23 protein-coding genes are annotated in these 25,101 nt (G+C 72.1%); 12 read left to right on the top strand and 11 right to left on the bottom strand.

Going from position 1 to position 25,101, the window contains the following annotated elements:
• Window positions 1-102: 102 nt before the first annotated feature.
• The 3 genes from BM288_RS09515 to BM288_RS09505 form a co-directional block, all read right to left on the bottom strand.
• On the bottom strand, window positions 103-1,506 hold the full coding sequence (locus tag BM288_RS09515) for an aldehyde dehydrogenase family protein (protein ID WP_092918295.1): 1,404 nt from the start codon (window positions 1,504-1,506) through the stop codon (window positions 103-105).
• A gap of 115 nt (window positions 1,507-1,621) precedes the next feature.
• Entirely contained in the window at window positions 1,622-2,584 is a 963-nt protein-coding gene (locus BM288_RS09510) for a succinylglutamate desuccinylase/aspartoacylase family protein (protein ID WP_092918293.1), read from the bottom strand.
• The gene (locus tag BM288_RS09505; RefSeq protein ID WP_092918291.1) at window positions 2,574-3,062 is read right to left on the bottom strand and encodes an ATP-dependent zinc protease family protein; all 489 of its coding nucleotides are present in this window, start codon (window positions 3,060-3,062) and stop codon (window positions 2,574-2,576) included. Before BM288_RS09505 ends, BM288_RS09510 begins: the two co-directional genes overlap by 11 nt.
• Before the next feature lie 51 nt (window positions 3,063-3,113).
• Between BM288_RS09505 and BM288_RS09500 the strand changes: the two genes are divergently transcribed.
• Window positions 3,114-4,304, top strand: a complete 1,191-nt coding sequence (locus BM288_RS09500) for a RimK family alpha-L-glutamate ligase (RefSeq protein WP_092918289.1) — start codon at window positions 3,114-3,116, stop codon at window positions 4,302-4,304.
• A gap of 12 nt (window positions 4,305-4,316) precedes the next feature.
• Here BM288_RS09500 and BM288_RS09495 read toward each other — a convergent pair whose 3' ends face one another.
• Window positions 4,317-7,322, bottom strand: coding sequence for a cytochrome P450 (locus BM288_RS09495; RefSeq protein WP_092918287.1), 3,006 nt, complete (start codon window positions 7,320-7,322; stop codon window positions 4,317-4,319).
• A 117-nt stretch (window positions 7,323-7,439) separates the two neighbouring features.
• On the opposite strand from BM288_RS09495, the gene BM288_RS09490 reads away from it, so the two are divergent.
• A complete protein-coding gene (locus BM288_RS09490; protein ID WP_092918285.1) occupies window positions 7,440-8,363 on the top strand; it encodes a LysR substrate-binding domain-containing protein in 924 nt (307 codons plus the stop codon).
• Window positions 8,360-8,857, top strand: coding sequence for an HtaA domain-containing protein (locus BM288_RS09485; RefSeq protein ID WP_092918283.1), 498 nt, complete (start codon window positions 8,360-8,362; stop codon window positions 8,855-8,857). Before BM288_RS09490 ends, BM288_RS09485 begins: the two co-directional genes overlap by 4 nt.
• 57 nt (window positions 8,858-8,914) lie before the next feature.
• On the opposite strand, the gene BM288_RS09480 is transcribed toward BM288_RS09485, so the two are convergent.
• Window positions 8,915-10,327, bottom strand: coding sequence for an MFS transporter (locus BM288_RS09480; protein ID WP_318255461.1), 1,413 nt, complete (start codon window positions 10,325-10,327; stop codon window positions 8,915-8,917).
• A 161-nt stretch (window positions 10,328-10,488) separates the two neighbouring features.
• On the opposite strand from BM288_RS09480, the gene BM288_RS09475 reads away from it, so the two are divergent.
• From BM288_RS09475 to BM288_RS09450, 6 genes are read left to right on the top strand one after another with little or no spacing between them, the layout of a single operon-like run.
• Complete coding sequence (locus BM288_RS09475; RefSeq protein WP_092918279.1) at window positions 10,489-12,033, top strand: fumarylacetoacetate hydrolase family protein; 1,545 nt, start codon at window positions 10,489-10,491, stop codon at window positions 12,031-12,033.
• Window positions 12,030-12,746: a GntR family transcriptional regulator gene (locus BM288_RS09470; protein WP_318255460.1), complete on the top strand. Its 717-nt coding sequence runs from the start codon at window positions 12,030-12,032 to the stop codon at window positions 12,744-12,746. Before BM288_RS09475 ends, BM288_RS09470 begins: the two co-directional genes overlap by 4 nt.
• A gap of 9 nt (window positions 12,747-12,755) precedes the next feature.
• Window positions 12,756-14,249, top strand: a complete 1,494-nt coding sequence (hpaE, locus tag BM288_RS09465) for a 5-carboxymethyl-2-hydroxymuconate semialdehyde dehydrogenase (RefSeq protein WP_092918277.1) — start codon at window positions 12,756-12,758, stop codon at window positions 14,247-14,249.
• A 42-nt stretch (window positions 14,250-14,291) separates the two neighbouring features.
• On the top strand, window positions 14,292-15,389 hold the full coding sequence (gene hpaD, locus BM288_RS09460) for a 3,4-dihydroxyphenylacetate 2,3-dioxygenase (protein WP_092918275.1): 1,098 nt from the start codon (window positions 14,292-14,294) through the stop codon (window positions 15,387-15,389).
• A complete protein-coding gene (locus BM288_RS09455; protein WP_177220335.1) occupies window positions 15,386-16,204 on the top strand; it encodes a 2-keto-4-pentenoate hydratase in 819 nt (272 codons plus the stop codon). Before hpaD ends, BM288_RS09455 begins: the two co-directional genes overlap by 4 nt.
• The gene (locus BM288_RS09450) at window positions 16,201-17,007 is read left to right on the top strand and encodes an HpcH/HpaI aldolase family protein (protein WP_177220316.1); all 807 of its coding nucleotides are present in this window, start codon (window positions 16,201-16,203) and stop codon (window positions 17,005-17,007) included. Before BM288_RS09455 ends, BM288_RS09450 begins: the two co-directional genes overlap by 4 nt.
• Window positions 17,008-17,055: 48 nt before the next feature.
• Here BM288_RS09450 and BM288_RS09445 read toward each other — a convergent pair whose 3' ends face one another.
• Window positions 17,056-17,451: a DUF1304 domain-containing protein gene (locus BM288_RS09445; protein ID WP_092918273.1), complete on the bottom strand. Its 396-nt coding sequence runs from the start codon at window positions 17,449-17,451 to the stop codon at window positions 17,056-17,058.
• Window positions 17,452-17,527: 76 nt separating this feature from the next.
• Between BM288_RS09445 and trxA the strand changes: the two genes are divergently transcribed.
• Complete coding sequence (gene trxA / locus BM288_RS09440) at window positions 17,528-17,911, top strand: thioredoxin (RefSeq protein WP_092918271.1); 384 nt, start codon at window positions 17,528-17,530, stop codon at window positions 17,909-17,911.
• Between the two features lies 1 nt (window position 17,912).
• Window positions 17,913-18,197, top strand: coding sequence for a metal-sensitive transcriptional regulator (locus BM288_RS09435; protein ID WP_092918269.1), 285 nt, complete (start codon window positions 17,913-17,915; stop codon window positions 18,195-18,197).
• Between the two features lie 54 nt (window positions 18,198-18,251).
• Here BM288_RS09435 and BM288_RS09430 read toward each other — a convergent pair whose 3' ends face one another.
• Window positions 18,252-19,013: a hypothetical protein gene (locus tag BM288_RS09430; protein WP_092918267.1), complete on the bottom strand. Its 762-nt coding sequence runs from the start codon at window positions 19,011-19,013 to the stop codon at window positions 18,252-18,254.
• 115 nt (window positions 19,014-19,128) lie between these two features.
• On the opposite strand from BM288_RS09430, the gene BM288_RS09425 reads away from it, so the two are divergent.
• Complete coding sequence (locus BM288_RS09425; protein ID WP_092918265.1) at window positions 19,129-20,010, top strand: MurR/RpiR family transcriptional regulator; 882 nt, start codon at window positions 19,129-19,131, stop codon at window positions 20,008-20,010.
• A 9-nt stretch (window positions 20,011-20,019) separates the two neighbouring features.
• On the opposite strand, the gene BM288_RS09420 is transcribed toward BM288_RS09425, so the two are convergent.
• Genes BM288_RS09420 through BM288_RS09405 form a run of 4 tightly spaced genes read right to left on the bottom strand, consistent with a single transcriptional unit; the run spans window position 20,020 to window position 25,100 of the window.
• Window positions 20,020-21,369, bottom strand: coding sequence for an aspartate aminotransferase family protein (locus tag BM288_RS09420; RefSeq protein ID WP_318255459.1), 1,350 nt, complete (start codon window positions 21,367-21,369; stop codon window positions 20,020-20,022).
• Window positions 21,366-22,610, bottom strand: coding sequence for a M20 metallopeptidase family protein (locus BM288_RS09415; RefSeq protein ID WP_092918263.1), 1,245 nt, complete (start codon window positions 22,608-22,610; stop codon window positions 21,366-21,368). Before BM288_RS09415 ends, BM288_RS09420 begins: the two co-directional genes overlap by 4 nt.
• A complete protein-coding gene (locus BM288_RS09410) occupies window positions 22,607-23,785 on the bottom strand; it encodes an amidohydrolase family protein (RefSeq protein WP_318255457.1) in 1,179 nt (392 codons plus the stop codon). Before BM288_RS09410 ends, BM288_RS09415 begins: the two co-directional genes overlap by 4 nt.
• A complete protein-coding gene (locus tag BM288_RS09405) occupies window positions 23,775-25,100 on the bottom strand; it encodes a type I glutamate--ammonia ligase (protein ID WP_092918261.1) in 1,326 nt (441 codons plus the stop codon). Before BM288_RS09405 ends, BM288_RS09410 begins: the two co-directional genes overlap by 11 nt.
• Window position 25,101: the final 1 nt, after the last annotated feature.

Raw genomic sequence — 25,101 nt, 5'->3', positions numbered from 1 at the left:
ATCGGCACCGCGTGGCGGTGCGCACCGCGTCCGTCGCGCACGCACACGCTCACGCACGGAGGCGGGCGGCTCCCTCCGGAGCCGCCCGCCCGGTGCGCTGCCTCAGCCGTGGATGACCTGCGGCACACCCATCGCCTTGAGGCCCTCGACGCCGAACTCCAGGCCGTAGCCGGAGCCCTTCACGCCACCGAAGGGCGCCATCGGGTGGATCGTGCCGTGCGAGTTGATCCACACGGAGCCGGACTGGATGCGCGAGGCGACCTCGCGGGCACGTGCCGGGTCCGCCGACCAGACGCTGGCGCCGAGGCCTGCCTCGCCGCGGTTGGCGCGCTCGATGGCGTCGTCGACGTCGGAGTACTTCAGGATCGGCAGCGCGGGGCCGAACTGCTCCTCCTTCACGAGATCGGCGTCGTCGTCGAGACCATCGACGAGCGTCGCCGGGTAGAACCAGCCCGGCGCGTCGCGATCGGGCTCGCCGCCGACCAGCACGCGGCCGCCGCGAGCCTTGGCGTCCTCGACGAGGCGGTCGACGATGCCGAACTGCTGCTCAGTGGTGAGCGGCCCGAGCACGTTCTGCTCGTCGCTGCCAGGTCCCATCGGCATGGCGCCCGCCACGGCCGCCAGCTCGCGCACGACGTCGTCATAGACGTCCTCGTGCACGTACAGGCGCTTGAGCGCCGCGCAGGTCTGGCCGGTGTTGATGAACGCACCCCAGAAGAGGCCCTCGGCGATCGCCTTGGGGTCGACATCCGGCAGCACGATGCCGGGGTCGTTGCCGCCCAGCTCGAGCGTGAGCCGCGTGAGGTTGTCGGCGGAGGCGCGCATGATCGCCGCGCCGGTGCGGGCGGAGCCCGTGAACGTGACCTTGCCGAAGGCGGGGTTGGAGGAGATGGCTTCGCCGAGCTCGCGGTCGCCGGCGAGCACGGTGAACAGGCCCTCGGGAAGGTGCCGGTTCACCAGCAGCGCCGTGGCCAGCACGCTCAGCGGCGTGAACTCGCTGGGCTTCATCACCACGGCGTTGCCCATCCGCAGGGCGGGTGCGAACTGCCAGGTGGCGATCATCGCGGGCCAGTTCCACGGCCCGATCGCGCCGACCAGCCCGATGGGGCGATAGTAGATCGTCGCCTTCGCCTGCTCGTCGTCGACGACGACCTCGGGCTCGAGTTGCGTCGCGACGGTCGCCCGCAGCCACCCGACGACAGCGCCGACCTCGAATCGTGCGCCGGGTCCGCTGAGCGGCTTGCCCTGCTCGCGCGCGATGATGAGCGCGAGCGCCTCGGCGTTCGCCTCGATCTCGTCGGCCGCCGCGGTGAGCGCGGCGCGGCGCTCGTCGTCGCTCAGCGCCGCCCATGCGGGCTGGGCGGCCTGCGCCGCCGCGATCGCCCGCTCCAGGTCTGCCGTGGTCGAGACCGGCGCGTGTGCGAACGCCTCGCCCGTGGCCGGGTCGATGACCGGCTGGCCTTCAGGGACGCTGACCGCTGCCAGCAGGGACTCGTAGGTCTCCATGGTTCCTCACTCTCCTTCGAACGGAACGCACTCATCGTCACACGACGCCTCCGGCGTCGACATGTCTTGCGTGCACGGCACTTGCGCGCGGGTGCACGGCAGCGCGCTGGTTGGCTCAGGCCTCGAGCGCCACCGGCACCGCGATGTGGGCGACGGCGTCGCCGGCGTGCACGATCGGGGCACGGGTGAGGCCGATGACGATGCCGGCGCGGTCGGCACGCACGATGCGGCCGGACGTGCCGAACGCATCCGCCACCCTGCCGAGCCTGGCGCCCGCCTCCACCCGGTCGCCGAGCTCGACGTCGAGGTGCAGGATGCCCGTGCCGCGCGCCCGCACCCAGCCGCTCGCGCGGCTCTCCTCGGGCGCGACCGCGGGCTCGGGCGCGTCGTCGATCATGTCGAGCGCTGCGAGCACGCGCAGCACACCGTCGACCCCGGCGGCGATCGGCTCGGCGCCGAAGCGCAGCGCCTCGCCGGCCTCGTAGAGCAGGGCGATGGCGCCCGCCTCGCGCGCCGCCTGCCGCAGCGAGCCGTCGCGCAGCCTCGCGTGCAGCATCACGGGTGCGGCGAACGCCTCAGCGAGCCTGCGCGTCTCCGAGTGGTCGAGGTCGGCGCGGATCTGCGGCAGGTTGTCGCGGTGGTCGGTGCCGGTGTGCAGGTCGATGCCGACGTCGCACTTGGCGACCACCTCGGTCATCAGCAGGTGCGCGATGCGACTCGCGAGCGAGCCGCGCGCCGCACCCGGGAACGAGCGGTTGAGGTCGCGCCGATCGGGCAGGGTGCGATCGCCGGTCATGAAGCCGAGCACATTGACGACCGGCACCGCGAGCAGCGTGCCGCGCAGCGTGCGCGGCGTGACCAGGGCGAGCACCTGCCGCACGACCTCGACGCCGAGCACCTCGTCGCCGTGGATCGCGGCGTCGAGCCAGACCGTCGGCCCGGGCTCGCGGCCGTGCACCACCCGCACCGGCAGCGAGACGTCGCCGCCGGTGACGAGCTTGGTGATCGGCAGCTCCACGCTCTTCGCCTGACCGGCACGCACCCGCACCGCGCCGATCGCGAACGACTCACGCGCCACTGCGCCCCCGATTCCGCAGCCGCACCTCGCGGGGCGGCCGGCCGCCCAGGTAGGAGTGCGCGCTGTCGACCGCGAAGCCCTGGCGGAGCGCCTCACGCCCCACGAGCATCCGGAACCCCATCTCGTCGCGGCTCGCGAGCGTCACCTCGGTCGTGACGTCGCGCCCCAGCAGTGTGATCGCGGTGCGGATGACGATGCGCTCCTGCTCGTGCCCGGTCGATGAACGGACGCGTCGGCGGTCGTGCACGGCGTGCTCGGCGACCACCGCATCCGCCTTGGAGCGCTGCCACGGGTGCACCTCGAAGCGCACCCAGTCGGCGCCGTCGCGCGTGAACTCCGCGAGGTCGAAGGCGTGCATCGCGCTCGTGCGGGCGCCGGTGTCGAGCTTGGCCTTCATGTGCGCGACCCCGAGCTCGGGCAGCCCGACCCACTCGCGCCAGCCGGCGGTCGCGGGGGTGCTTGGATGGTGTCGGCCCATGCGGCAATCCAACCAGCAGAACCCGACCAGGGAAGGCAGGAACGCTCGATCATGAGGCTCGCCATCCTCTCGCGTGCGCCGCACGCCTACAGCACGCGCCGCCTGCGCGCGGCGGCGGTCGAGCGCGGCCACGACGTGAAGGTGCTGAACACGCTGCGCTTCGCGATCGACCTCTCGGGCGAGGCGCCCGACCTGCAGTTCCGCGGCCGGCAGCTGACCGACTACGACGCGGTCCTGCCGCGCATCGGCAACTCCATCACCTACTTCGGCACCGCCGTCGTGCGGCAGTTCGAGCAGATGGACGTCTATACGCCCAACACCGCGAACGGCATCGCGAACTCGCGCGACAAGCTGCGCGCGACGCAGATCCTCGCGCGGCACGACATCGGCATGCCGGCGACGGCGTTCGTGCGCGACCGCGCCGACGTGATCCCCGCGATCGAGCGGGTGGGCGGCGCGCCCGTGGTGCTGAAGCTGCTGGAGGGCACGCAGGGCATCGGCGTCATCCTCGCGCCGACGATCAAGGTGGCCGAGGCGATCATCGAGACGCTCCAGAGCACGCGGCAGCAGGTGCTGATCCAGCGCTTCGTCGCCGAGAGCAAGGGGCGCGACATCCGGGCGCTGGTGGTCGGCGACCGCGTCGTCGCGGCGATGCGGCGCACGGCGCAGGGCGACGAGTTCCGCTCGAACGTGCACCGCGGCGGCACCGTCGAAGCGGTCACCCTCGAGCCCGAGTACGAGCGGGTCGCCGTGCGCTCTGCCCAGATCATGGGCCTCAAGGTCGCGGGCGTCGACATGCTCGAGGGCGACGACGGGCCGCTGGTGATGGAGGTCAACTCCTCGCCCGGGCTCGAGGGCATCGAGACGGCGACCCGGCTCGACGTGGCGGGCGCGATCATCGACCACATCGCCAACCAGGTGGCCTTCCCCGAGATCGACGTGCGCGAGCGGCTGAGCGTCTCGACCGGCTACGGCGTCGCCGAGCTCGAGGTGCACGGCGACGCCGACCTGGTCGGCAAGACCGTCAAGGAGTCAGGCCTCTGGGATCGCGACATCACAGTGCTGACGCTGCACCGCGGCACCGCGGTGATCCCGAACCCGAAGGGTCGCAAGGTGCTGCAGGCCGAGGACCGACTGCTGTGCTTCGGCCGGCTGGAGGAGATGCGCTCGATGATCCCCGCCCGCCCGAAGCGCCGGGCGCGGGTGAAGCGGCTGCCGAAGCAGCCGATGGCCGAGGGCTGAGCGGCCGCGCCGCTACACCGTCACGACCGGCGCGAGCGCCTCGGTGAGCACGGCATCGGCCCACTCCGCGGCCGCCTCCGCCGCCGGCACCGGCCCCCCGGCGTCGTGCCGGCCGTACTCGCCGACCCGGGTGGCGCCGCACGCGGTGAGCGCCTCGTCGATCAGCTCCGAGCCGCGCGAATAGGTCTTCGCGTAGCTCCGATCGCCCATGCCGAACACTGCGTAGCGCAGCCCGGCGAGTTCGGGCAGCGCCGCGAGCGCCCGGTGGAAGGGCCGGGCGCTGGTCGGCACCTCGCCGTCGCCGTAGGTCGCGCACACCACCAGGTGCAGGCGGGATGCGTCCAGGTCGTCGGGTGCGACATCGGCGAGATCTTGCACCACCACGTCCGCACGGTGCGCGAGCGTGCGCCGCAGCTCCTCGGCGACCAGCTCCGCGCCGCCGGACTCGGTGCCGAACACCACCGTGACCGGCGCGCCGCCGCCACCGGACGCATCCGCCTCTGCCTCGATCTCGGGCAGCGGGATCGTCGCGTCGGCGGCGGCCTCGAGCAGCGCTGCCAGGCCGCGCAGCTTCGCTCGCGAGCGCCCGGGCGCGGCGCCCAGCTGCTCGCGCACATCGATGCGGCGCCAGCCGTCGAAGCCGGTCTCGCCGGCGACCGCCGGCAGGCCGGGCGCACCGATCGCGACCGCCCCGGTCTCGAGGTCCTCGGCGATCGTGCGGGCGAGCTCGCGCGCGTCGGTGCGCTGGTCGGGGATGGTGCCGCGCGGGCCGCGCCGCAGCCAGCCGGCGGTGTAGAGGCCCGCCTCCACCCGGCCGTCCTGATGGGCGCCGGGCTCCGCGAGCGTCTCGACGTCGCCGGCGAAGCCGACCGCCGTCACCACCGAGTCGGTCGGGATGGAGACCTCGGCGTCGGCGTCGGCGCCCAGGAGCACCATGCGCGCGACCGAGCCGTCGCCCTCCAGCCGCTCCGGCGTGAGGCCGAACCACCAGTGGACCGTGATGCGCGGCAGGCGCGGGCGCCTCTGGTCGAGCAGCCGCACCGCGTCGAGCCGGGCGTCCTTGCCAGCCGCGATGAGCCCCAGGTCGGCGCCGTGCACGTGGTGCGCGACCCCGGAGAGGCCGGCGAGCTCGCGCACCATGACAGGGTCGAACTTCGCGGCCGTGGGCGCGCTGCGGCCGACCACGTGGATGGTGCGCAGCTCGGCGGCCAGCGCGCGCCGGGCCTCGTCGTCGACGTCGGTGCCGTCGAGCTCCTCCTCGTCGCGGGCCAGCAGTCGCACGACATCCATCGCGACGTTGCCGTGCCCGACCACGAGCGTCGTCGTGCCCAGCGACGGCGCGGCGGGCTCGTCGGGGTGCGCGTTCAGCAGCCGGGTGATGCGGCCGGCGCCGTGCACGCCCTCCAGTGCATCGCCCGGGATGCCGAGCGGCCGGTCGAGCCGCAGGCCGGTGGCGAGCACGACCGCGTCGTACGCCGAGCGCAGCCGGTCGATCGAGACGGCCCCGTCGGCCGCGCCATCGACAGAGCCCGTGTCGACGCGCAGGTTGCCACGGAAGCGCACGCCCTCGTGCAGGAACAGCCGGTCGAACTGGCGCGCGACCGACTTCGTGCCGCCGTGGTCGGCGGCGACACCGGAGCGGATCAGCCCGTAGGGCACCGGCAGCGCGTCGATCACGTCGATCTCGGCGGCCGGCAGCCGCCGGCGCAGCGCCTGCGCCGTGAACGAGCCGGCCGGACCGGAGCCGACGATGCCGATCCGCGGCGCGAGCCCGGCCGCCGGCGCCGCGGCAGCCGGCGCGGTGGCCGCAGCGGCGGTGCTCGAGACCACCGACGACCAGCGCACGGGCATCTTCAGCATGCCGCGGAAGACCCATCCGCCGATCTCTGCGGGGTTCTCCGGCACCAGCTCGAGCCCCTGCAGCCGCCCGAACAGCATCGGCAGCGCCACATCGGCGATCTCCGAGCGCGCGACCCAGGCACCGAGGCACACGTGCACGCCCTTGCTGAAGGCCAGGTGCGGCTTGACCTCGCGGCGGATGTCGAAGGCGGAGGCGTCATCCCAGACGCGCTCGTCGCGGTTCGCCGAGAGGATGCAGATGCCCAGCCGCGCGCCGGCCGGCAGCCGCACGCCGGTGAGCTCGACCTCGCGGGTCGTCTGACGCGAGTAGAGGCCGATCGGGGCGATCCAGCGGAGCGTCTCGTCGAACGCCGCATGCCACAGGCTCGGGTCTGCCTCGACGGCGCGGCGCTGCTCGGGGTGCGACAGCAGCCCCCAGGCGGCGACGCCGAGCACATCGCGCGGCTCGTTCAGCCCGCCGCCGATCGTCATCTTGACGTTGGCGCGGATGCGCTCCATCGGCATCTCGTAGCCGGGGATGCGCAGCAGCTGCGACAGCAGCGACTCGTTCGGGTTGGCCGCGTGCCACGGCAGCATCTCGTCGAGCACCGCGTCGACCTCGTCGAACGAGCGCCTGCCCTTCGCCCACACCTCGGGATCGTCGGCGTAGTTGCCGGTGGCGTCGATCAGGGTCTGCGACCAGCGCTGCAGATCCTGCTGCGTGGCGTTGTGCAGGCCGATGATCTGCCGCAGGCTCTCGGCCGCGAACGGGGCGGCGAAGTCCCAGATCAGGTCGGCGCCGCTGCCCTTCGCGAGCAGCTCGTCGAGGTAGCGCTCAGCGGTCTGCTCGAAGACGCCGCGCCAGTGGCGCTTGACGACGCCCGGCCGCAGCGTCGGCTGCCAGGCCCTGCGCTCGAGGTAGTGCTCGGGGTCGTCCCGGCGCAGCATCGAGTGCCCCATCGCGCGGATCTGCAGCGAGCCCTGCTCGTTGGCCGAGAAGACCGTCTGGTCGAGCTCGGTCTCGTGCACCGCCTGGTACGAGGTGATCAGGTAGCGCCCGACTGCCGGCACCCAGTGCACGCCGCCCTCGGCGCGCAGGCGCTCATAGATCGGGAACGGGTCGCGGTACAGATCCGGGATCGTCACCCAGTCGGCGACGGGAGCTTCCTTGCTCGACATGGCACACACATCCTCGTGGTCGGTGCGCATCAGCGCGCGCACGGTCCTCAGTGTGCCCGCGTCGGCTACCGTTGGGAAAGCGGATTTTGCGACACTTTAACATCGGAGGAACCGACGATGGACCGGCTCGAAGCCCCCGCCTTCACGCTCCGGCAGCTCTCCTTCCTGGTCTGCGCCGCAGACGAGGGGACGATCGCCGCCGCCGCCGCGCGGCTGCACGCCTCCCCTTCGGCGGTCTCCGAGGCGATCACCGAGCTCGAGCGCAGCCTCGGCACGCAGCTGACGGTGCGGCGTCGCGCCCGGGGCCTGACGCTGACGAGCACGGGGGCGGATGTGGTCGCTCGCGCCCGTGCGCTGCTCGCGTCGTCCCTCGAGCTCGAGGCATCGCTGCGCGGCGCTCCGGGCGAGCTGGTCGGGCCCATCACCGTCGGCTGCTACCCGACGCTCGCGCCCACGATCCTGCCCGCGCTGCTGCAGGGCTTCGGGCGGGCGCACCCGCGCGTAGAGCTCACGATCGTCGAGGCCACCCACGACCGCCTGCAGGGCCGGCTCGAGGCGGGCCAGGTCGACGTGGCCTTCGTCTACGACACGCTCATCCCCGGCGAGCCGCAGCGCGCGAAGCTCTTCGAGCTGCCCGCGCACGTGGTGGTCGCCGGTGACGATCCGCTCGCGAGCACCGACGCGGTGCGGCTCGAGGAGCTCGTCGAGCGCGACCTGATCCTGCTCGACGCGCCGCCCTCGAGCGAGCACACGATGTCGCTGTTCGCCGCCCGCGGACTCGCCCCGCGGGTGCGCCACCGGGTGCAGAGCTACGAGGCCGTGCGGGCACTGGTGGGGCGCGGGCTCGGCTACGGCATCCTCGTGCAGCGGCCCGCCAACCCGGCGAGCTACGAGGGCTACCCTGTGGCCATGAAGGAGATCGCGCCGCCGGTCGCGCCGGTCGGCGTCGACGTCATCTGGCCCGGCACTCCCGCCCCGACCGCTCGCTCCCGAGCGCTCATCGACTACGCCCGCTCGCTGCCCTGGTCGGTGCCGCGATGACGGCGAGCGGCACTGGCGCCCTGGTCTGGGGCATCAAGGCGTCGCTGCTCAGCTACGTGCGCGGCATGTCCGACGGCAGCGTCGAAGCATCGGCGGGCGCCGAGGCAGCAGCCGGTGCCGATGCAGCCGGTGCCGATGCGTCCGGTGGCACCGAGGCGGGCGACGGCACGGCCGCCGAGGGCGGGTTCCGCTTCCGGCGCCGGGACGACGCATCCGCCCCCTACGCGTTCCGCGGCACGGTCGTGCTCTCCGGCCACAGCGGCATGATGCGCGTCGTCATCGCCGACCCGGCGCTGGTCGAGAGCGGCGGCAGCTGGGCGCTCGAGATCGCCGATCCGGACGACGCGAGCATCCGACTCCGCTTCGCCACCATCGAGGCGTTCGACGGTCGGCGCGCTCGCGGCACGGCTCTCACCGAGGACGGCGCCGATCTCTTCTTCGGGCCGTACACCGCCGGCACGCCCCTCGACGATCCGATCGTCGTCGTGCAGTAGCTCGCAGACGCAGAACGGGCCCCGCCGAAGCGGAGCCCGTCCCGTGCTGCAGCGACGCTAGCGCTGCTGGTGCGCCTGCGCGTCGACCGGCGAGAGCTCCTCGAACTCGTCGCCGCGTCGGAACTTCTCCCAGTGCCCAGAGTGCTCGTACTCGACCGACAGCGGCACGCCCGTGCGATCGGGCATCAGCGCAGTGCCGATCACGGAGATGATGACGGTGGTCAGCAGGTAGCTGACGATGACCCAGGTCGTGCCGGTGGCGTTCAGGAGGGCCTGCGCGATCGTGGGAGCGAACGCACCGCCGATCACCGCGCCGATCGCGTAGGCGATCGAGACGCCTGAATAGCGCACCGAAGCCGGGAACGACTCCGCGTAGAACGCCGCCTGCGCGCCGTAGGTGAGGCCCAGGCCCGCGCCGAGGATGATGGTGGCCCAGGCCACGCCGGCGACGCCCTGCTCCACGAGCACGAACAGCGGCAGGATGCCGGCAGCGAGGGTGGCCCAGCCGATGAAGTAGAGCGGCTTGCGCCCGATGCGGTCGGAGAGCCAGCCGGCCACGAACGTGAAGACCAGCCACGAGAGCGAGCCTGCGAAGGCGGCGAGCTGCACGCCGACCGGGTCGAAGCCGAGGCCGGGCGGGGTGCCGTCGACCGGGCGCGATGCCAGGCCCTGCACGTAGCCGCCGGTGGTCATGTAGCCCGTGGCGTTGTTGGCCATGAAGACCATCGCCGCGAACAGCACGATGTGGCCGTACTTCTTGAAGACGATCTTGATCGGTGCCGACGACTCCTGCGCCGTCTCCTTGATCTCCTTGAACACCGGCGACTCGTCGACCGAGCGGCGCACGACGAAGCCGACGATCACGAGGATGATCGAGATGAAGAAGGGGATGCGCCAGCCGAACTCGAGGAACGAGTCTCCGGGGAACATCGCCCGGATGGCGGCGAGGATGCCGGTCGCGAGCAGCATGCCGATCGGCACGCCGGCCTGCACGAACGAGCCGTAGAGGCCGCGGCGGTTGGCCGGTGCGTGCTCGATCGCCATCAGCACCGCGCCGCCCCACTCGCCACCGGCGGAGAGGCCCTGCAGGATGCGGAGCAGGATGAGCAGCACCGGCGCCATGACGCCGATGGTGTCGAACGTGGGCAGCGCGCCGACGAGCGTGGTGGCACCACCCATGAGCAGCAGCGTGATGACCAGCATCGGGCGACGGCCGAGCTTGTCGCCGAAGTGTCCGGCGAGGAAGGCTCCCAGCGGTCGGAACAGGAACGAGATGCCGATCGTGAGCAGCGAGAAGATCTGGCCGAGCCCCGGGCCGGCGGGCTCGAAGAAGAGCTGCGCGAAGACCAGGTTCGCCATGAAGGCGTAGATGAAGAAGTCGTACCACTCGATGGTGGTGCCGACGACGACCGCCGCGAGGACCTTGTTGCGCTCTCGTCCGGTGGCGAGGTGAGTCGTGCTGTGGGACACGCTGACTCCTTTGTCAGGGGAAGGGCCGCGTCGGCCCGGGACTGGATGGAACATATACGATTTCATGCACGACGGTCAAGCGCGACGAACCAAGCATGTCAGGCCCGGGATCGATCGAGCTCCCCTTGCAGACCAGATTCGGAATCGTATACGATGCCCGCATGGATGCATCGTCGCAGCCCCGAGCGGGCGCCCCTCAGGCCGCAGTCGACGCCTGGCAGCTGCTCGGCTCCCGGCCCTCGAAGATCTTCGCGATGCACATCGGCTACCGCGCCCGCGCCGCCCAGAAGGGCCGCACCCCCGAGGCGCCCGGCTACTTCCTCAAACCCTCCACCTCCCTCTCCCTCGGCGGCGAGCTCGTCATGCCGGAGGGCACGGAAATCTTCGGCTTCGAGGGCGAGATCGCGATCGTCATCGGCACCGCCGCGCGTGCGGTCAGCGAAGCGGATGCGTGGGGTCACGTCGCGCACGTCACCGCATCGAACGACCTGGGTGTGTTCGACCTGCGCTGGGTCGACAAGGGCTCCAACCTCCGCTCCAAGGGCGGCGACGGCTTCACCCCCATCGGCCCGAAGCTGCTGGATGCCGCGCTGCTCGACCCGAACGCCATCGAGGTGCGCACCTGGCTCGACGGCGAGCTCGTGCAGGCGGATTCGACCTCGACCCTGATCTTCTCGCTCGCGCAGATCGTCAGCGACCTCTCGCAGCTCGTGACGCTCGAGCCCGGCGACGTCATCCTGACCGGCACGCCCGCGAACGCCTCCACCTTCGCGCCCGGCCAGACCGTCGAGGTCGAGGTCACCGCGACGACGCTCGACGGCGAGCAGGTCTCCACCGGCCGCCTCGCCTCCACCGTGCGCGTGGGCGAGCAGCGGCTGCCGGCATACTCCGCCCAGCCGAAGCCGACGCCGCAGCAGTGGGCCGACGCATCCGGGCGCCCGGTCTCCCAGTTCCAGCAGGCCGCCGCACCGGTGCTCGACGACGAGCTGCGCGCGCAGCTCTCGACCGTCGCCCTGGCGACCCTGTCCTCCGCACTGCGCAAGCGCGGGCTCAACAACGTCTCGATCGACGGCCTGCGCTCGACGCAGCCGGGCAAGCGCATCGTCGGCACCGCGCGCACGCTGCGGTACGTGCCCAACCGCGAGGACCTCTTCAAGAGCCACGGCGGCGGCTACAACGCGCAGAAGCGCCTCTTCGACGACCTGCACGAGGGCGACGTCGTCGTCATCGAAGCGCGCGGCGACAACCGATCCGGCACGCTCGGCGACATCCTCGCGCTGCGCGCGCGCCATCTCGGCGCAGCGGGCATCATCACCGATGGCGGCGTGCGCGACCTCGACGTCGTCACCGAGATCGGCGTGCCGACCTACCACGGCGGCGGCCACCCCGCGGTGCTCGGGCGCCTGCACGTGCCGTGGAGCTTCGACGAGACCGTCGCCTGCGGCGGCGCCACCGTGCAGGCCGGCGACGTCATCGTCGCCGACGGCGACGGCGTGCTCGTCATCCCGCCGGCGCTGGTGCGCGAGCTCGTCGCCGAGTGCATCGAGGCCGAGCGCGCCGAGGAGTACATCGCGCAGCAGATGGACGCCGGCGAGCCGCTCGACGGACTCTTCCCGATGAACGCCGAGTGGCGCGCGAAATACGAGGCGACCCAGCAGGCGTCGGCCCAGGCCGGGCCGGCCCAGACCGGGCCGGAACACGCGTGAGCCCCCGACGGCTCACGGCAGCCACGGCCGACGAGGCCGGAGGCGCCATCACGCAGTCGAAGTCGCAGCGCGCCTACCAGCTGCTGCACGACCGCATCGTCGAGGGCACCTACTCCCCCGGCTACCGCCTGGTGCTCGACGCGATCGCCCGCGAGCTCGACATGAGCGTCGTGCCCGTCCGCGAGGCCATCCGGCGGCTCGAGGCCGAAGGCCTCGTCACCTTCGAGCGCAACATCGGCGCCCGGGTGGCGGAGATCGACGAGCTCGAGTACCACGACACGATGGAGACGCTCTCGTTCGTCGAGGGCGCCGCCATCTCGCTCGCCGCCGGCCTCTACTCCAAGGCGGACGTCGATGAGGCGCGCACGATCAACGAGCAGATGCGCGAGTCGCTCGCGGCCTTCGACCCGGTCAAGTTCACTGCCCTCAACGAGGCCTTCCACCGGCGGCTCAGCGACGTCTCCCCCAACGCCGTGCTCGGCGACGTGATCGACACCTGCTGGAAGCGCCTCGCACGACTGCGCCAGTCGACCTTCTCCTTCGTGCCCAGCCGCGCGCTGCCCTCGGTCGACGAGCACGAGGCGATCCTCGGCCTCATCGAGGCGGGCGCCGACCCCCGCCGCATCGAGCTCGCCGTGCGCGCCCACCGGCTCGCGACGCCCGACGCGTACCTCCAGCGCACGCACGCAGACACCAGCCAGAACCGACCGTAAGGAGCCATCATGGCGAACCAGCCCGCAGGCATCCCTGACCTGATCCCCCACTACATCGACGGTGAGCGCGTGCCCTCGGTCGACGGCGACACGTTCGGCGTGCTGAACCCGGTCACGAACGAGGACTACACCGTCGCCGCCTCCGGCAAGCAGGCCGACATCGACCTCGCCGTGGCCGCCGCCACGCGCGCCTTCCACGAGGGCCCCTGGCCGCGCATGAAGAACCGCGAGCGCGCCCGCATCCTCAGCCGCATCGCCGACATCGTCGAGTCGCGCGACCAGGAGCTCGCGCAGCTCGAGTCGTGGGACTCCGGGCTGCCGATCACGCAGGCGAAGGGCCAGGCGCAGCGCGCGGCCGAGAACTTCCGCTTCTTCGCCGACCTCATCGTCGCCGGTCGCGACGACACCTACAAGGTGCCCGGCAGCCAGGTGAACTACGTCAACCGCAAGCCCAAGGGCGTCGCGGGCCTCATCACCCCCTGGAACACCCCCTTCATGCTCGAGTCGTGGAAGCTGGGCCCGGCGCTGGCCTCCGGCTGCACCGTGGTGCTGAAGCCTGCCGAGTTCACGCCGCTGTCGGCATCGCTCTGGGCCGGCATCTTCGAGGAGGCCGAGCTGCCGGCGGGCGTGTTCAACCTCGTGAACGGCTTCGGTGAGACCGCTGGCGACGCGCTCGTCAAGCACCCCGACGTGCCGCTCATCTCGTTCACGGGCGAGTCGAGCACCGGCAAGCTGATCTTCGGCAATGCCGCGCCGCACCTGAAGGCGCTCTCGATGGAGCTCGGCGGCAAGAGCCCCGCGGTGGTCTTCGCCGACGCCGACCTGGACGCCGCGATCGACTCGACGCTGTTCGGCGTCTTCTCGCTCAACGGCGAGCGCTGCACCGCCGGCAGCCGCATCCTGGTCGAGCGCTCGATCTACGAGGAGTTCCTCGAGCGCTACGCCGAGCGGGCGAAGCGCATCGTCGTCGGTGACCCGCACGACCCGACGACCGAAGTGGGCGCGCTCGTGCACCCCGAGCACTTCGACAAGGTGATGTCGTACGTCGAGATCGGCAAGCAGGAGGGCCGCCTGCTCGCCGGCGGCGGCCGCCCCGAGGGTCTGCCGGAGGGCAACTACGTCGCCCCGACCGTGTTCGCCGACGTGGCGCCGGATGCGCGCATCTTCCAGGAGGAGATCTTCGGCCCGGTCGTCTCGATCACCCCGTTCGACTCCGACGAGGAGGCGCTCGAGCTCGCGAACAACACCCGCTACGGCCTGGCCGCCTACATCTGGACGAACAATCTCAAGCGCGCGCACCTGTTCTCGCAGAACGTGGAGGCGGGCATGGTGTGGCTCAACAGCCACAACGTGCGCGACCTGCGCAGCCCCTTCGGGGGCGTGAAGGCCTCCGGCCTCGGCCATGAGGGCGGCTACCGCTCGCTCGACTTCTACAGCGACCAGCAGGCCGTGCACATCACCCTCGGCGACGTCCACACCGCCCGCTTCGGCGCATCCGCCTGACGCGGTCAGCACCGCTCCGCACACTTCGAAGGAGAAGCAATCATGAACGAGAAGATCCCCACCCCCTCGGCGCCCGCGCCCGACATCGTGCGCTGCGCGGCGATGGACTTGGTCGTCACCGACCTCGAGGCCAGCCGCACGTTCTACGTCGACCTGCTCGGCCTGCACGTGACGGAGGAGGACGACGAGGCGATCTACCTGCGGTCGTTCGAGGAGTTCATCCACCACAACATCGTGCTGCGCAAGGGACCGGTAGCCGCGGTCGCCGCGTTCGCGTACCGCGTGCGCACGCCGGAGGACGTCGACGCCGCCGAGGCCTACTACCGGGAGCTCGGCTGCCGCACCGAGCGCCGCAAGGACGGCTTCCAGAAGGGCTTCGGCGACAGCGTGCGCGTCGAGGACCCGCTGGGCTTCCCGTACGAGTTCTTCTACGCCACCGAGCACGTCGAGCGGCTCACGCAGCGCTACGACCTCTACTCGGCAGGCGAGCTCGTGCGGCTCGACCACTTCAACCAGGTCACGCCCGACGTGCCCCGCGGCCGCGCCTACCTCGAGGATCTCGGCTTCCGCGTCTCGGAGGACATCCAGGACTCGGACGGCGTCACCTACGCCGCCTGGATGCACCGCAAGCAGACCGTGCACGACACCGCCCTCACCGGCGGCGACGGCCCCCGCATGCACCACATCGCCTTCTCGACCCACGAGAAGCACAACATCATCCAGATCTGCGACAAGATGGGCGCCCTGCGCATCTCCGACCGCATCGAGCGCGGCCCCGGCCGCCACGGCGTCTCGAACGCGTTCTACCTGTACATCCTCGACCCGGACGGCCACCGCGTCGAGATCTACACGCAGGACTACTACACCGGCGACCCCGACAACCCCACCGTGACCTGGGACGTGCACGACAACCAGCGCCGCGACTGGTGGGGCAACCCGGTCGTGCCCTCCTGGTACACCGAGGCATCGCTGGTGCTCGACCTGGACGGCAACCCGCAGCCGGTGATCGAGCGCACGGATGCGAGCGAGATGGCCGTCACGGTCGGCGCCGACGGCTTCTCCTACACGCGTGCGCCGGGCGACGCCATCAAGGGTGAGCCGGCCGAGGAGATCGGCTTCAAGATGGGCAACCAGGTTTGAGCACCCCGGAGCCCACGCGCCCAGGGCGCGGCCTCGACGACGCGACGGTGACGCAGATCGCCGACGAGCTCGCCGAGGCCACCCGCTCGCGCGGCACGATCGAGAAGATCTCGACCCGCTTCCCCGCGGCGACCATCGAGGACTCCTACGCGGTGCAGCGCGTCTGGCGCACGCGCCGCGAGCAGGGCGGCGCGCGCCTGGTCGGCCGCAAGATCGGCCTGACCAGCAAGGCGATGCAGTTCGCCACCGGCATCACCGAGCCCGACTACGGCGTGATCTTCGCCGACCAGGCCTACCCGAACGGCGCTACGGTCGAGCACGCGCAGTGGTCGAATGTGCGTGTCGAGGTCGAGCTCGCGTTCGTACTGCAGGCGCCGCTCGAGGGCGAGGGCCTCACGGTCGACCAGGTGCTCGACGCCACCGAGGTCGTGGTGCCGGCGCTCGAGATCCTCGACTCGCACATCGAGCTCGAGGGCCGCACGATCGTCGACACCATCAGCGACAACGCGGCGCTGGGTGCCGTCGTCGTCGGCGACTACGAGATCGGCCCACGCGACCGCAACCTGTCCTGGATCGGCTCGCTCTGCCTCGTGAACGACGAGATCATCGAGACCGGCGTCTCGGGCGGCGTGCTCGGCAACCCCGCCCTCGGCGTCGCCTGGCTCGCGGGCAAGCTTGCGCAGCACGGCGACCGACTCGAGGCGGGCGAGCTCATCCTCGCCGGCTCGTTCACGCGGCCGGTCTGGGTCGAGCCCGGCGACACCGTGCGCGCCGAGTACCAGGACATGGGCACGGTCGAGGTGACCTTCCGGTGACCCTCAAGCCGACCTTCCGTCACGCCCTTGCCGAGGCGACCGCGCCCCTCGTGGGCCTGTGGAACGCATCCGGCAGCCCGGTCGCCGCTGAGCTCATGGCGGGCTCGGGCGCCGACCTGCTGCTCGTCGACGGCGAGCACGGCCCGATCGAGCTGCGCGATCTGCTGCACATCCTGCAGGCCTCGGAGGCCTATCCGGTCACCACGCTGGTGCGCGTCGCCTCGAATGACCCGGTGCGCATCAAGCAGGTACTCGACCTGGGCGCGCAGAACATCATCGTGCCGATGGTCTCCACGGCCGCCGACGCCGAGGCGGCCGTGCTCGCCGCCCGCTACCCCGGCGGCGCCGGCGAGCGGGCCGGCACGCGCGGCATCGGTTCGGCGCTGGCGCGCTCGGCGCGCTGGGGCCGGGCGGCCGGCTACGTGGCGAACGCCGACCAGCACGTGTCGGTGACGGTGCAGATCGAGACAGCGGATGCGGTGGCGAACGCCGCCGAGATCGCGGCCGTCGACGGCGTGGACGCGCTCTTCATCGGCCCCGCCGATCTCGCCGGATCGATGGGCTACCCCGGGCGGCCCGGCGAGCAGGCGGTGGTCGACGCCGTCGACGCAGCCATCGACGCGGTGCGCGCCGCCGGCAAGCCCGTCGGCGTGAACGCCTTCGCCGAGGCCGACCAGGATCGCGTGCTCGCGCGCGGCGCAAGCTTCGTCTTCGTGGCCGCCGACGTGTCGCTGATGGCGCGCGGCTCCGAGGCGGCCGTGGCGCGCCTGAAGCAACCGCGGGGCGAGGCCGACTCGTACTGACCCGAGACGGATGCGGGCCCGGCGCGCGATGCGCCGGGCCCGCATCGTTCAGCCCGCGAGCGCGACGAGGGCCGCGACCACGGCGATCAGCGGAAAGAGGCCTTGCACGAGGGCGGCGCGCGCCAGTCGGCGGTCGCTGGCCACGAGATACACGGCCGCGCCGAGCATGATGCCGGTGGCGGTCAGCGCGACTGCAAGGCCCGCATCCGCCCCACCCGTGAGCAGCACGAGCACGCCGACGAGGGCGGCGATGCCCAGCAGCAGGTTGTAGACGCCCTGGTTGGCGGCGAGCTGCTTCGACTGCGCAGCCTGCTCGGCGCTGGTGCCGAACACGCGCCGGGTCGCCGGGTGCTGCCATCGCAGCGTCTCGAGCACGAAGATGTAGCCGTGCACCAGCGCGGCGAGCGTCGCGGCGATGCAGACGACGACGGCAGCGGGATCCATGCGCCGGAGTCTATGCCTGCGGCGAACGGCACCTCCGCCCTATACCCCCAGGGGTATGCGGGTGTACCCTGGACGGATGGCTACGACAGAGATCACCAAGGACACCCTCGAGCAGACGATCGAGTCGGACGGCATCGTGCTGCTCGACTTCTGGGCCGCATGGTGCGGGCCGTGCCGCATGTTCGGCCCCATCTTCGAGCAGGCTTCCGAGAAGCACGGCGACATCACCTTCGGCAAGATCGACACCGAGGCCGAGCAGGAGCTCGCCGCTGGCCTGCAGATCACGTCGATCCCGACGCTGATGGCGTTCCGCGACGGCGTGCTGGTCTTCCGCCAAGCCGGCGCCCTCCCCGAGCCGCAGCTCGAGCAGCTGATCACCGCCGTGCGCGACCTCGACATGGACGAGGTGCACGCGAAGGTCGCCGAGCAGCAGGCGCAGGCCTCCGCAGACCAGGTCTGAGATGCCTGGCACGGCCGACGAGCAGGCAGCGGCACAGCGGCGCATCGCGAACCGCCTCAAGCGCGCCCGCGGGCAGCTGGATGCGGTGATCGCGGCCGTCGAGGACGGCGCGCCGTGCCGCGACGTCGTCACGCAGCTCTCGGCGGTGACGCATGCGCTCAACCGCGCAGGCTTCGTCGTGGTCGCGAGCGCGATGGAGGAGTGCGTCAGCGACCCAGAGGGCCGCAAGGAGCGCGATGGGCTGACGACCGAGGAACTCGAGCAGCTCTTCCTGGCGCTCGCCTGAGCGCCGGACGTCACTCGTGCAACGCGACGAGCAGCGGTACGGCGACGCTCGCGGTCAGCCGTGGGCTTCGTTCTCAACAATCTTGAAGAGTGCGTCGGCGACCAGAGCCCGTGCTGCGGGGCTGAGCGCGCGATCCATGACGCTCCTGGTGACGGGCGCGCCGACGTTGCCGAGCGCATCCCACAGCTGGTTCCAGACCGGATACACATCCCGCCGCTCGACGGACGAGCCGTCGTCCACCCTCCAGCCGAGCTCGGCCATCGTGCGGGCCACCACGTCGACGTCGATGTCGTCCGCGGAGGTCGCCGCGTGCACGAGCATCACCACGCCCGTGGTCTCTTCGAACGGCGAATCGGATGACACGAGAGCGTCGGCCAGGTGCTGCCACAGCAGCGCAGGATCCTGCTGCGCCGCACGGCCGGCCTTCGTCAGCCGCAGGGTGCCCTTGTACCTGCGAAGCAGGCCGATGGACTTGAGATACCCGTGGAAGTGCAGCAGCGGGTGCGCATCGACCTCCTTCGCGAGGCCGAACGGCCAGTCGTGCATGGTCGGGAGCACCGCCGCAAGCTCGCGGACTGCGGCTGGCTTCAGGTAGCCGGCCGCGGTCAGCGGCAGACCGTCGCCGTCGGCGCGCTCGAGCAGCCAGCGGTGCCCGGCGAGAGCCGCAGACCGATCGATCGGATCGCCGAGCACCTGCGATGTCGCCAGCTCGACGGCGCGATCGTTGAGCGCCCGCCCCAACGGTGTGCCATCCAGCTGGCTCAGCACGTCGGCGAGGGTGGGGTGCAGCCGCTGCACCACGTGTCGCTGGGCCATCGGTCCCCTTCGCTGTGCTTGCCGAGTCCGGCACTCAGCCGAGCCTATGGTGCAGGCCGCACCCAGCACCGCTCGGCAGCCCTGTAACGTCTGTTCCAAGCTCGAAGGGCGGAACATGACGCAGCTCCCCGATGGCGCAGACGCAGGCTCGCTCAGCGACGTCGTGCGCGGATCGCTGGATGCGCTGAGCTCCGGCGAGCGCAAGGTGGGCCGGGCCCTGCTCGCGAACTACCCGATCGCGGGACTCGAGACCGTCGCCGAGCTCGCCAAGCGCGCGTCAGTCAGCCCGCCGACCGTGGTGCGCTTCGTGGCCCGGCTCGGCTTCAGCGGCTACCCCGACTTCCAGCGCCGCCTCATGCGCGAGGTGCACGAGCGGCTCGGCTCGCCGCTCGAGCAGTACGGACGCGCTGACCTGCAGTCGGCCGACGACGACCTCGCTCGGGCGGCGCGCGTCTTCGCGGCCGGCATCGCGAGCACGATCGACGAGCTGCCGCAGAGCGAGTTCGACCGCGCCGTCGCGCTGCTGGCCGATGCCAAGCACCGCATCCGCCTCGTCGGCGGGCGCTTCAGCGGGATGCTTGCCGAGTACCTCGGCGCGCACCTGGTGCTGCTGCGGCGCGACGTCGCGGTGGTCGAACCCGATGAGCTCGCCCGCCTCGGCGCGATCGCCGATGCTCGCCGCGGCGACGTCTTCATCGTGTTCGACTACCGGCGCTACGACCCGCGCATCGTCGACGTCGCACAGCAGACCGCCGGTCGCGGTGCCGAGATCGTGCTGTTCACCGACCGCTGGCTCTCCCCGGCTGCCGATGTCGCCACGACCGTGCTCTCCGCCGACGTACAGGCACCCTCGCCGTTCGACTCGCTCGTGCCGGCGCTCGCGCTCGTCGAGGCGGTTATCGCGGGCGTCACCGATCGGCTGGGCGAGAGCGGCAGACAGCGGCTCGCGGCGATCGAGGCGATGCGCGGGCACATCGCGGGCCCGCCGCGGGCCTGACGGCGCTGACTACCAGCCCTGGAACGCAGCGATCTGCTCGTCGGAGACGGCTCCGGCGGCCGCGTCGTCGATCGCCCGCGTGAGGATCGTCGCGGCGCGGTCGATCGCCTCGGCGGAGATCGTGAGCGCGGGGGTGAGCTCGAGCACGTTGCCGCGCACGGGGAACGCGACCGCACCGAGCTCCCAAGCCCGGTACGCCGCCTTCGCCGTCAGCACCGCATCCGGGGCGTCGTCGCCAGCTCCGACGACGAGCTCGACGCCGATCGACAGGCCCAGCCCGCGCACATCCCCGACCCGCTCCGCTCCGGGCCGGCCGCTGGCGGCGTACTGCGCGAGCAGGGCCCGCAGCTGGGTGCCGCGCTCGTCGGCGTTGCGCGTCGCTGCGCCGTCGCGCACGAGCGCGAGCACCGCGCGACCGGCAGCGCACGAGATCGGGTTGCCGATGGTCGTCATGAGAGCGGATGCGGTCGGCTCGTCGAGCACGTCAGCGGGACCGATCGCGGCCGAGAGGGGCACGCCGCCGCCGAGCGCCTTGCCGAGCGTCACGACGTCGGGCACGATGCCCGCGTGCTCGAACGCGTGCGTGCGGCCCGTGCGCCCGAGCCCGACCTTCACCTCATCGACGATCAGGTACGAGCCGTGCTCGTCGCACAGCGCGCGCAGCCCCGCGAGGAAGCCGTCGGGCGGCACGATGAGGCCGCCGTCCGACTGCAGCGGCTCGACGATGACCGCGGCGATGCGGCCGCGCGACAGCGCGGCGGCGGCGCGCTCCAGCACGTCGTCGACGACCATCGCCGCGTCGCCCGTGTGCGGGCGGAAGCGATCGGGATAGGGCAGGAAGACGACGTCGGGATCAGCGCTCGCGCCCGCGGCGACGTGCACGCCCGAGACGCCTTGCGCGGCGCCGAAGCCGCCGTGGTAGCCATGCTCGAACGCGAGCACGCCCGGGCGACCGGTCGCGTGGCGGCAGCCGCGCAGCGCGACGTCGTTCGCGTCGGTGCCGGCGTGCCCGAGGTACACGCGGCGCGGCTGCTCGGGTGCGCGAGCCGGCACGAGCTCGAGCAGCTCCTCGGCGAGCGCCACCGCGTCGGGGTGCGTGCCGGAGAGGATCGAGGCGCCCGGCGCGGTCGCGGCGGCAGCCGCGATGGCCTCGGCGATGGCGGGGTTGCCGTAGCCGAAGCCAGCGGCCGTCCAGCTCGCGCTGAGGTCGAGCAGCTCGCGGCCACCGGGCTCGACGAGCAGCTCGCCGCGGCCGGCGATCGCGGCGAGCGGGAAGAAGCGCAGCCGCTCGACGCCCGCGATCGCCTGCGCGTCGCGCGCCATGAGGTGCTCGAGTCGGCTCGGCGCCGGTGCGCTCACGACGCCGTCCCCTGCGACCCCGCCGGCTCGCCACGGTGATGCGGGATGCCGAGCACTCGCTCCGCGGCGGCGAGGTAGCCGGCCAGCAGCGCATGCGCGACCGCGCCGACCGCCTCGTCGCCGGGCAGGAAGCGCGGGTGGTGCAGCGCGGGCTGCGGCGACTCCCCCGCCGTCTCGACGCCCACGAACAGCATGAGCGAGGGCACAGCGTCGCTGAAGTAGGAGAAGTCATCGGCGCCCAGCGACCGCATCGGCTGCGCACCGTCGACGCCGAGCCGCGCGAGCCAGTCGTCGGCGCCCTGGGCGAGGCCGACGTCGTTGACGAGCACCGGCTCGCCCTCGACGCGCTCGACCTCTGCGCGCGTGCCGAACGCCGCGGCCATCCCCTCCGCCATCGCGCGGACGGCCTCGAACAGCGGCTCGCGGTCGGCCGGGTCGGTCGTGCGCATGGTGGCCAGCAGGCGCGCCTCAGCCGGCAGCACGTTTGCGGCGCCGTCGCCCGCGGTCAGCGTGCCGACGCTGATGATCGCGGGGTTGAGGGGCGAGACCGCTCGGCGCACGACCTCGGGGATCGCGGTCGCGATGTGCGCGATGGCGGCGACCGTGTCTGCCCCCTCGTGCGGGTAGCCGCCGTGCCCGCCGCGGCCCGCGAGCCGCACCTCGATCTCGTCGGCCGCCGCGTTGATGAAGCCGCCGCCGACCGCGACGGCGCCCACGGGCACGCCGGGGTGCACGTGCGCCGCGATGACGTGCGCGACCTCGTGCTGCTGCAGCACGCCGTCGCGCAGAATGTCGAGCGCACCGGAGGGGTAGGCCTCCTCCCGCGGCTGGAGCAGCGCGACGACCCCGACGGGCAGATCGAGGCCGACGGATGCGCGCAGCAGCGCCGTCAGCGCGGCCTGGTGGACGTCGTGGCCGCACGCGTGCATCACGCCGCCGGCGGCGGCGAAGCGGGCGCCGGTGAGCTCGGCGACTGGCAGCGCGTCGAGCTCGGCTCGCAGCATCACCGCGGGCCCGCGCGGTCCGACGCGGCCGATCGCGCCCGCATCCGCCACCGGCTGGAGGCGCACGACGCCGTCGAGCTCCCGCGTGAGGCGCTCGGTCACGTCGTGCTCGTGCCCCGAGAGCCGCGGTGCCGCGTGCAGCTGCTCGCGCAGGCGCTGGGCCGCGGGCAGCTGGCGTTCGAGCGCGGCGCTCCACCGCGTCGCGAGCTCGGCGAGCTGGGAGACGGCGACGCTCACGGCCGCTCCGTCTCCGGCATCGCAGCGTCGAGCCGATAGGCCCGCAGCGCGTTGCGCCACGCGATGAGCTCCGCGATGCGCTGGCGCTCCTCAGAGGGCCAGCCGTCGCGCTCGGCGAAGGTCTCGAGGACCTGCTCGAGGCCGCGCCGGAACAGCAGCGCGCCGAGGTGGTACAGCTCGGCGACGCCGAAGGCATCGGACGAGAAGAGGATCTTGTGGAACGGCGCGAGCTCGAGCGTCTCGGCGATCACCTCGACCGAGCGCGAGCCCGTGTAGTTGATCGCGAGCCCGACATCGAAGTACACGTGCGGGAAGACCTGCGCGAGGTAGCCGGCCTCGCGCTGGAACGGGTAGCAGTGCAGCAGCAGCACGCGCGCGCCGGATTCGCGCGTGCGGCGCAGGAACTCGGTGAGCAGCAGCGGGCTGCAGCGGTGCAGGTCGACGTCGGCGTCGCCGTAGCCGATGTGGAACTGGATGGCGCAGGCCCGGTCGACGGCCGCCCACAGCACGTGGCGGATGATGACGGGGTCGTCGAGTCGCACGGGCGCGCCGTCGGCGATGTGCGCCGCCCATGCGCCGATCGCCGCGTCCACCTCGCCGTCGGCCGGGCGCGCGGGGTCGAAGTCGAGCCCGATGCGGTACGCGGCGATCGATTTCACGCCGATGGCGCTCTCGAGGCGCTCGTCGAGCACGCGGCCGTAGGCCGCGCGGAACGCCTGTGGCGAGCATTCGCCGATCATGAGCTCCTCGGCGAGCCGCTCGAGGCGCACGATCTCGTGCGCGCGTGCGGCCCCCGCGGCGGCCATGCCTGCGGGATCGAGGATCTCGTCGCCGCGATGGCCCGTCTCGATGCCGTAGTCGCTGATGCCCGTCGCGCGCAGCAGCCGCTCGCTCGCCTCGGTGCCGAGCTCGCGGCGGCGCGCCAGGTACTCGTCGGGGCTCGCGAAGGGTTCGAGCCCGAGCACGGGCGCGCAGTGCCGGCGGATGGCGAAGCCCACCTGGGTGTCGAAGTGGGTCGTGCCGTCGGGGGCGGCCCAGTCGGACTCGGTGATCAGATCCTCGAAGCTCGGGCGATCGAGCGCTGCCGTGGTGACGCCGTGGCAGTGGTGGTCGAACAGCGGGAGGCCGTGGAGCGCGCCGGGACCGGACGCATCCGCCTGCAGGTCAGTAGACACGCTTGTAGACCTCGCACTGCTCGGCGAGCGATCGCGCCTGCACAGAGGCGAACTCGTCGCGCTTGATCGCCTCGTAGGTGGCGAGGAACGCGGGCGAGAACCAGCCGGAGACGAGCTCGTCGCGGCGCAGCACGTCGAGCGCCTCCTCGAGGTCGCGCGGGAGTCGCGCGAGACCCGCGTCGCGACCGTCGAGGTCGAGCTCACCCTCCACGATCTCGGGGGTCTCGAGGCCCTCGCGCATGCCCTGCATGCCCGCGCGCAGGATCATGCCGAGCAGGATCCACGGGTTGGCGCCGATGTCGCTGCCGCGGAACTCGAAGTGCAGCTGGTCCTTCGGGTCGCGGCCGTCGATCTCGTTCGTGGGGCAGATGCGCAGCAGCGCCTCACGGTTCTGCAGCCCCAGGAACGAGCGGGCCGTCGACCAGTTGTGCGGAGCGAGCCGCAGGTAGCTCGTCGCGAGCGGGGCGAAGAGCGCAGCCATCGCCGGGCCGTGGCGCACGATGCCGGCGGCGAAGCTGCCCGCGAGCGCGGAGAGGCGGCCGGGGCGCGAGGGATCGAACACGAGCGTGCTGCCGTCGGCGTCGTTCAGGCCGAAGTGCACGTGCACGCCGTTGCCGGTCTCACCGGGCGCGACGACGGGGGCGAAGGTCGCCTCGCGGCCGTGGGCGTCGAAGAGGTCGTAGACGATGTCGCGCACCAGGATCGCGCGATCGGCCGCAGCCACGGGGTCGGTGGGCGCGACGGTGATCTCGTACTGGTGCCGGCCGTACTCGGGCAGCCAGGTCTCGGGTTCCAGGCCGGCTCGGTGCAGCACGCTCATGAGCTCCGAGCCGAGCGGCTCGGCGTTGCGGAAGGCCTGCAGCGAGAACGGGTGGTGGTCGCCCTGCGCGCTCGCGTCGACGAACTCGTGCTCGAAGGAGCAGCGGGTGGTGATGCCGAACTCGTCCCGCAGCTGCTCGACGGCCTCGCGCAGGAAGGTGCGCGGGCAGCTCTCCCACGCCGACCCATCCGTGTTCACCAGGTCGGCGAAGACGATGTTGAGCGGCGGCCGGCCGGGGATGCCGTCGACGCGCGTGAGCGACGAGCGGTCGGGCTGCAGGCGCAGGTCGCCCGTCGAGCCGTAGGGGATGTCGTCGACGATGTGGCCGAGCGAGCCGATGCCGAGGTTGGCCGGCACCCAGCCGAGGGTGGTGTCGTCGTCGAAGTCGGCCAGTCGCATCGAGCGGCCCTTGGTGCGCGCGGCGATGTCGGTCGTCGCGACGAAGATGAGCTCGTCGAGCTCGGGCGCGCTCTGACGCGGGTCGGTGTCGGGCATG

Source organism: Agrococcus baldri (assembly GCA_900114805.1).
Taxonomy (GTDB): domain Bacteria; phylum Actinomycetota; class Actinomycetes; order Actinomycetales; family Microbacteriaceae; genus Agrococcus; species Agrococcus baldri.
The sequence above is the reverse complement of the archived record's forward strand: the minus strand, read 5'-3'. Positions and strand labels throughout refer to the sequence as shown.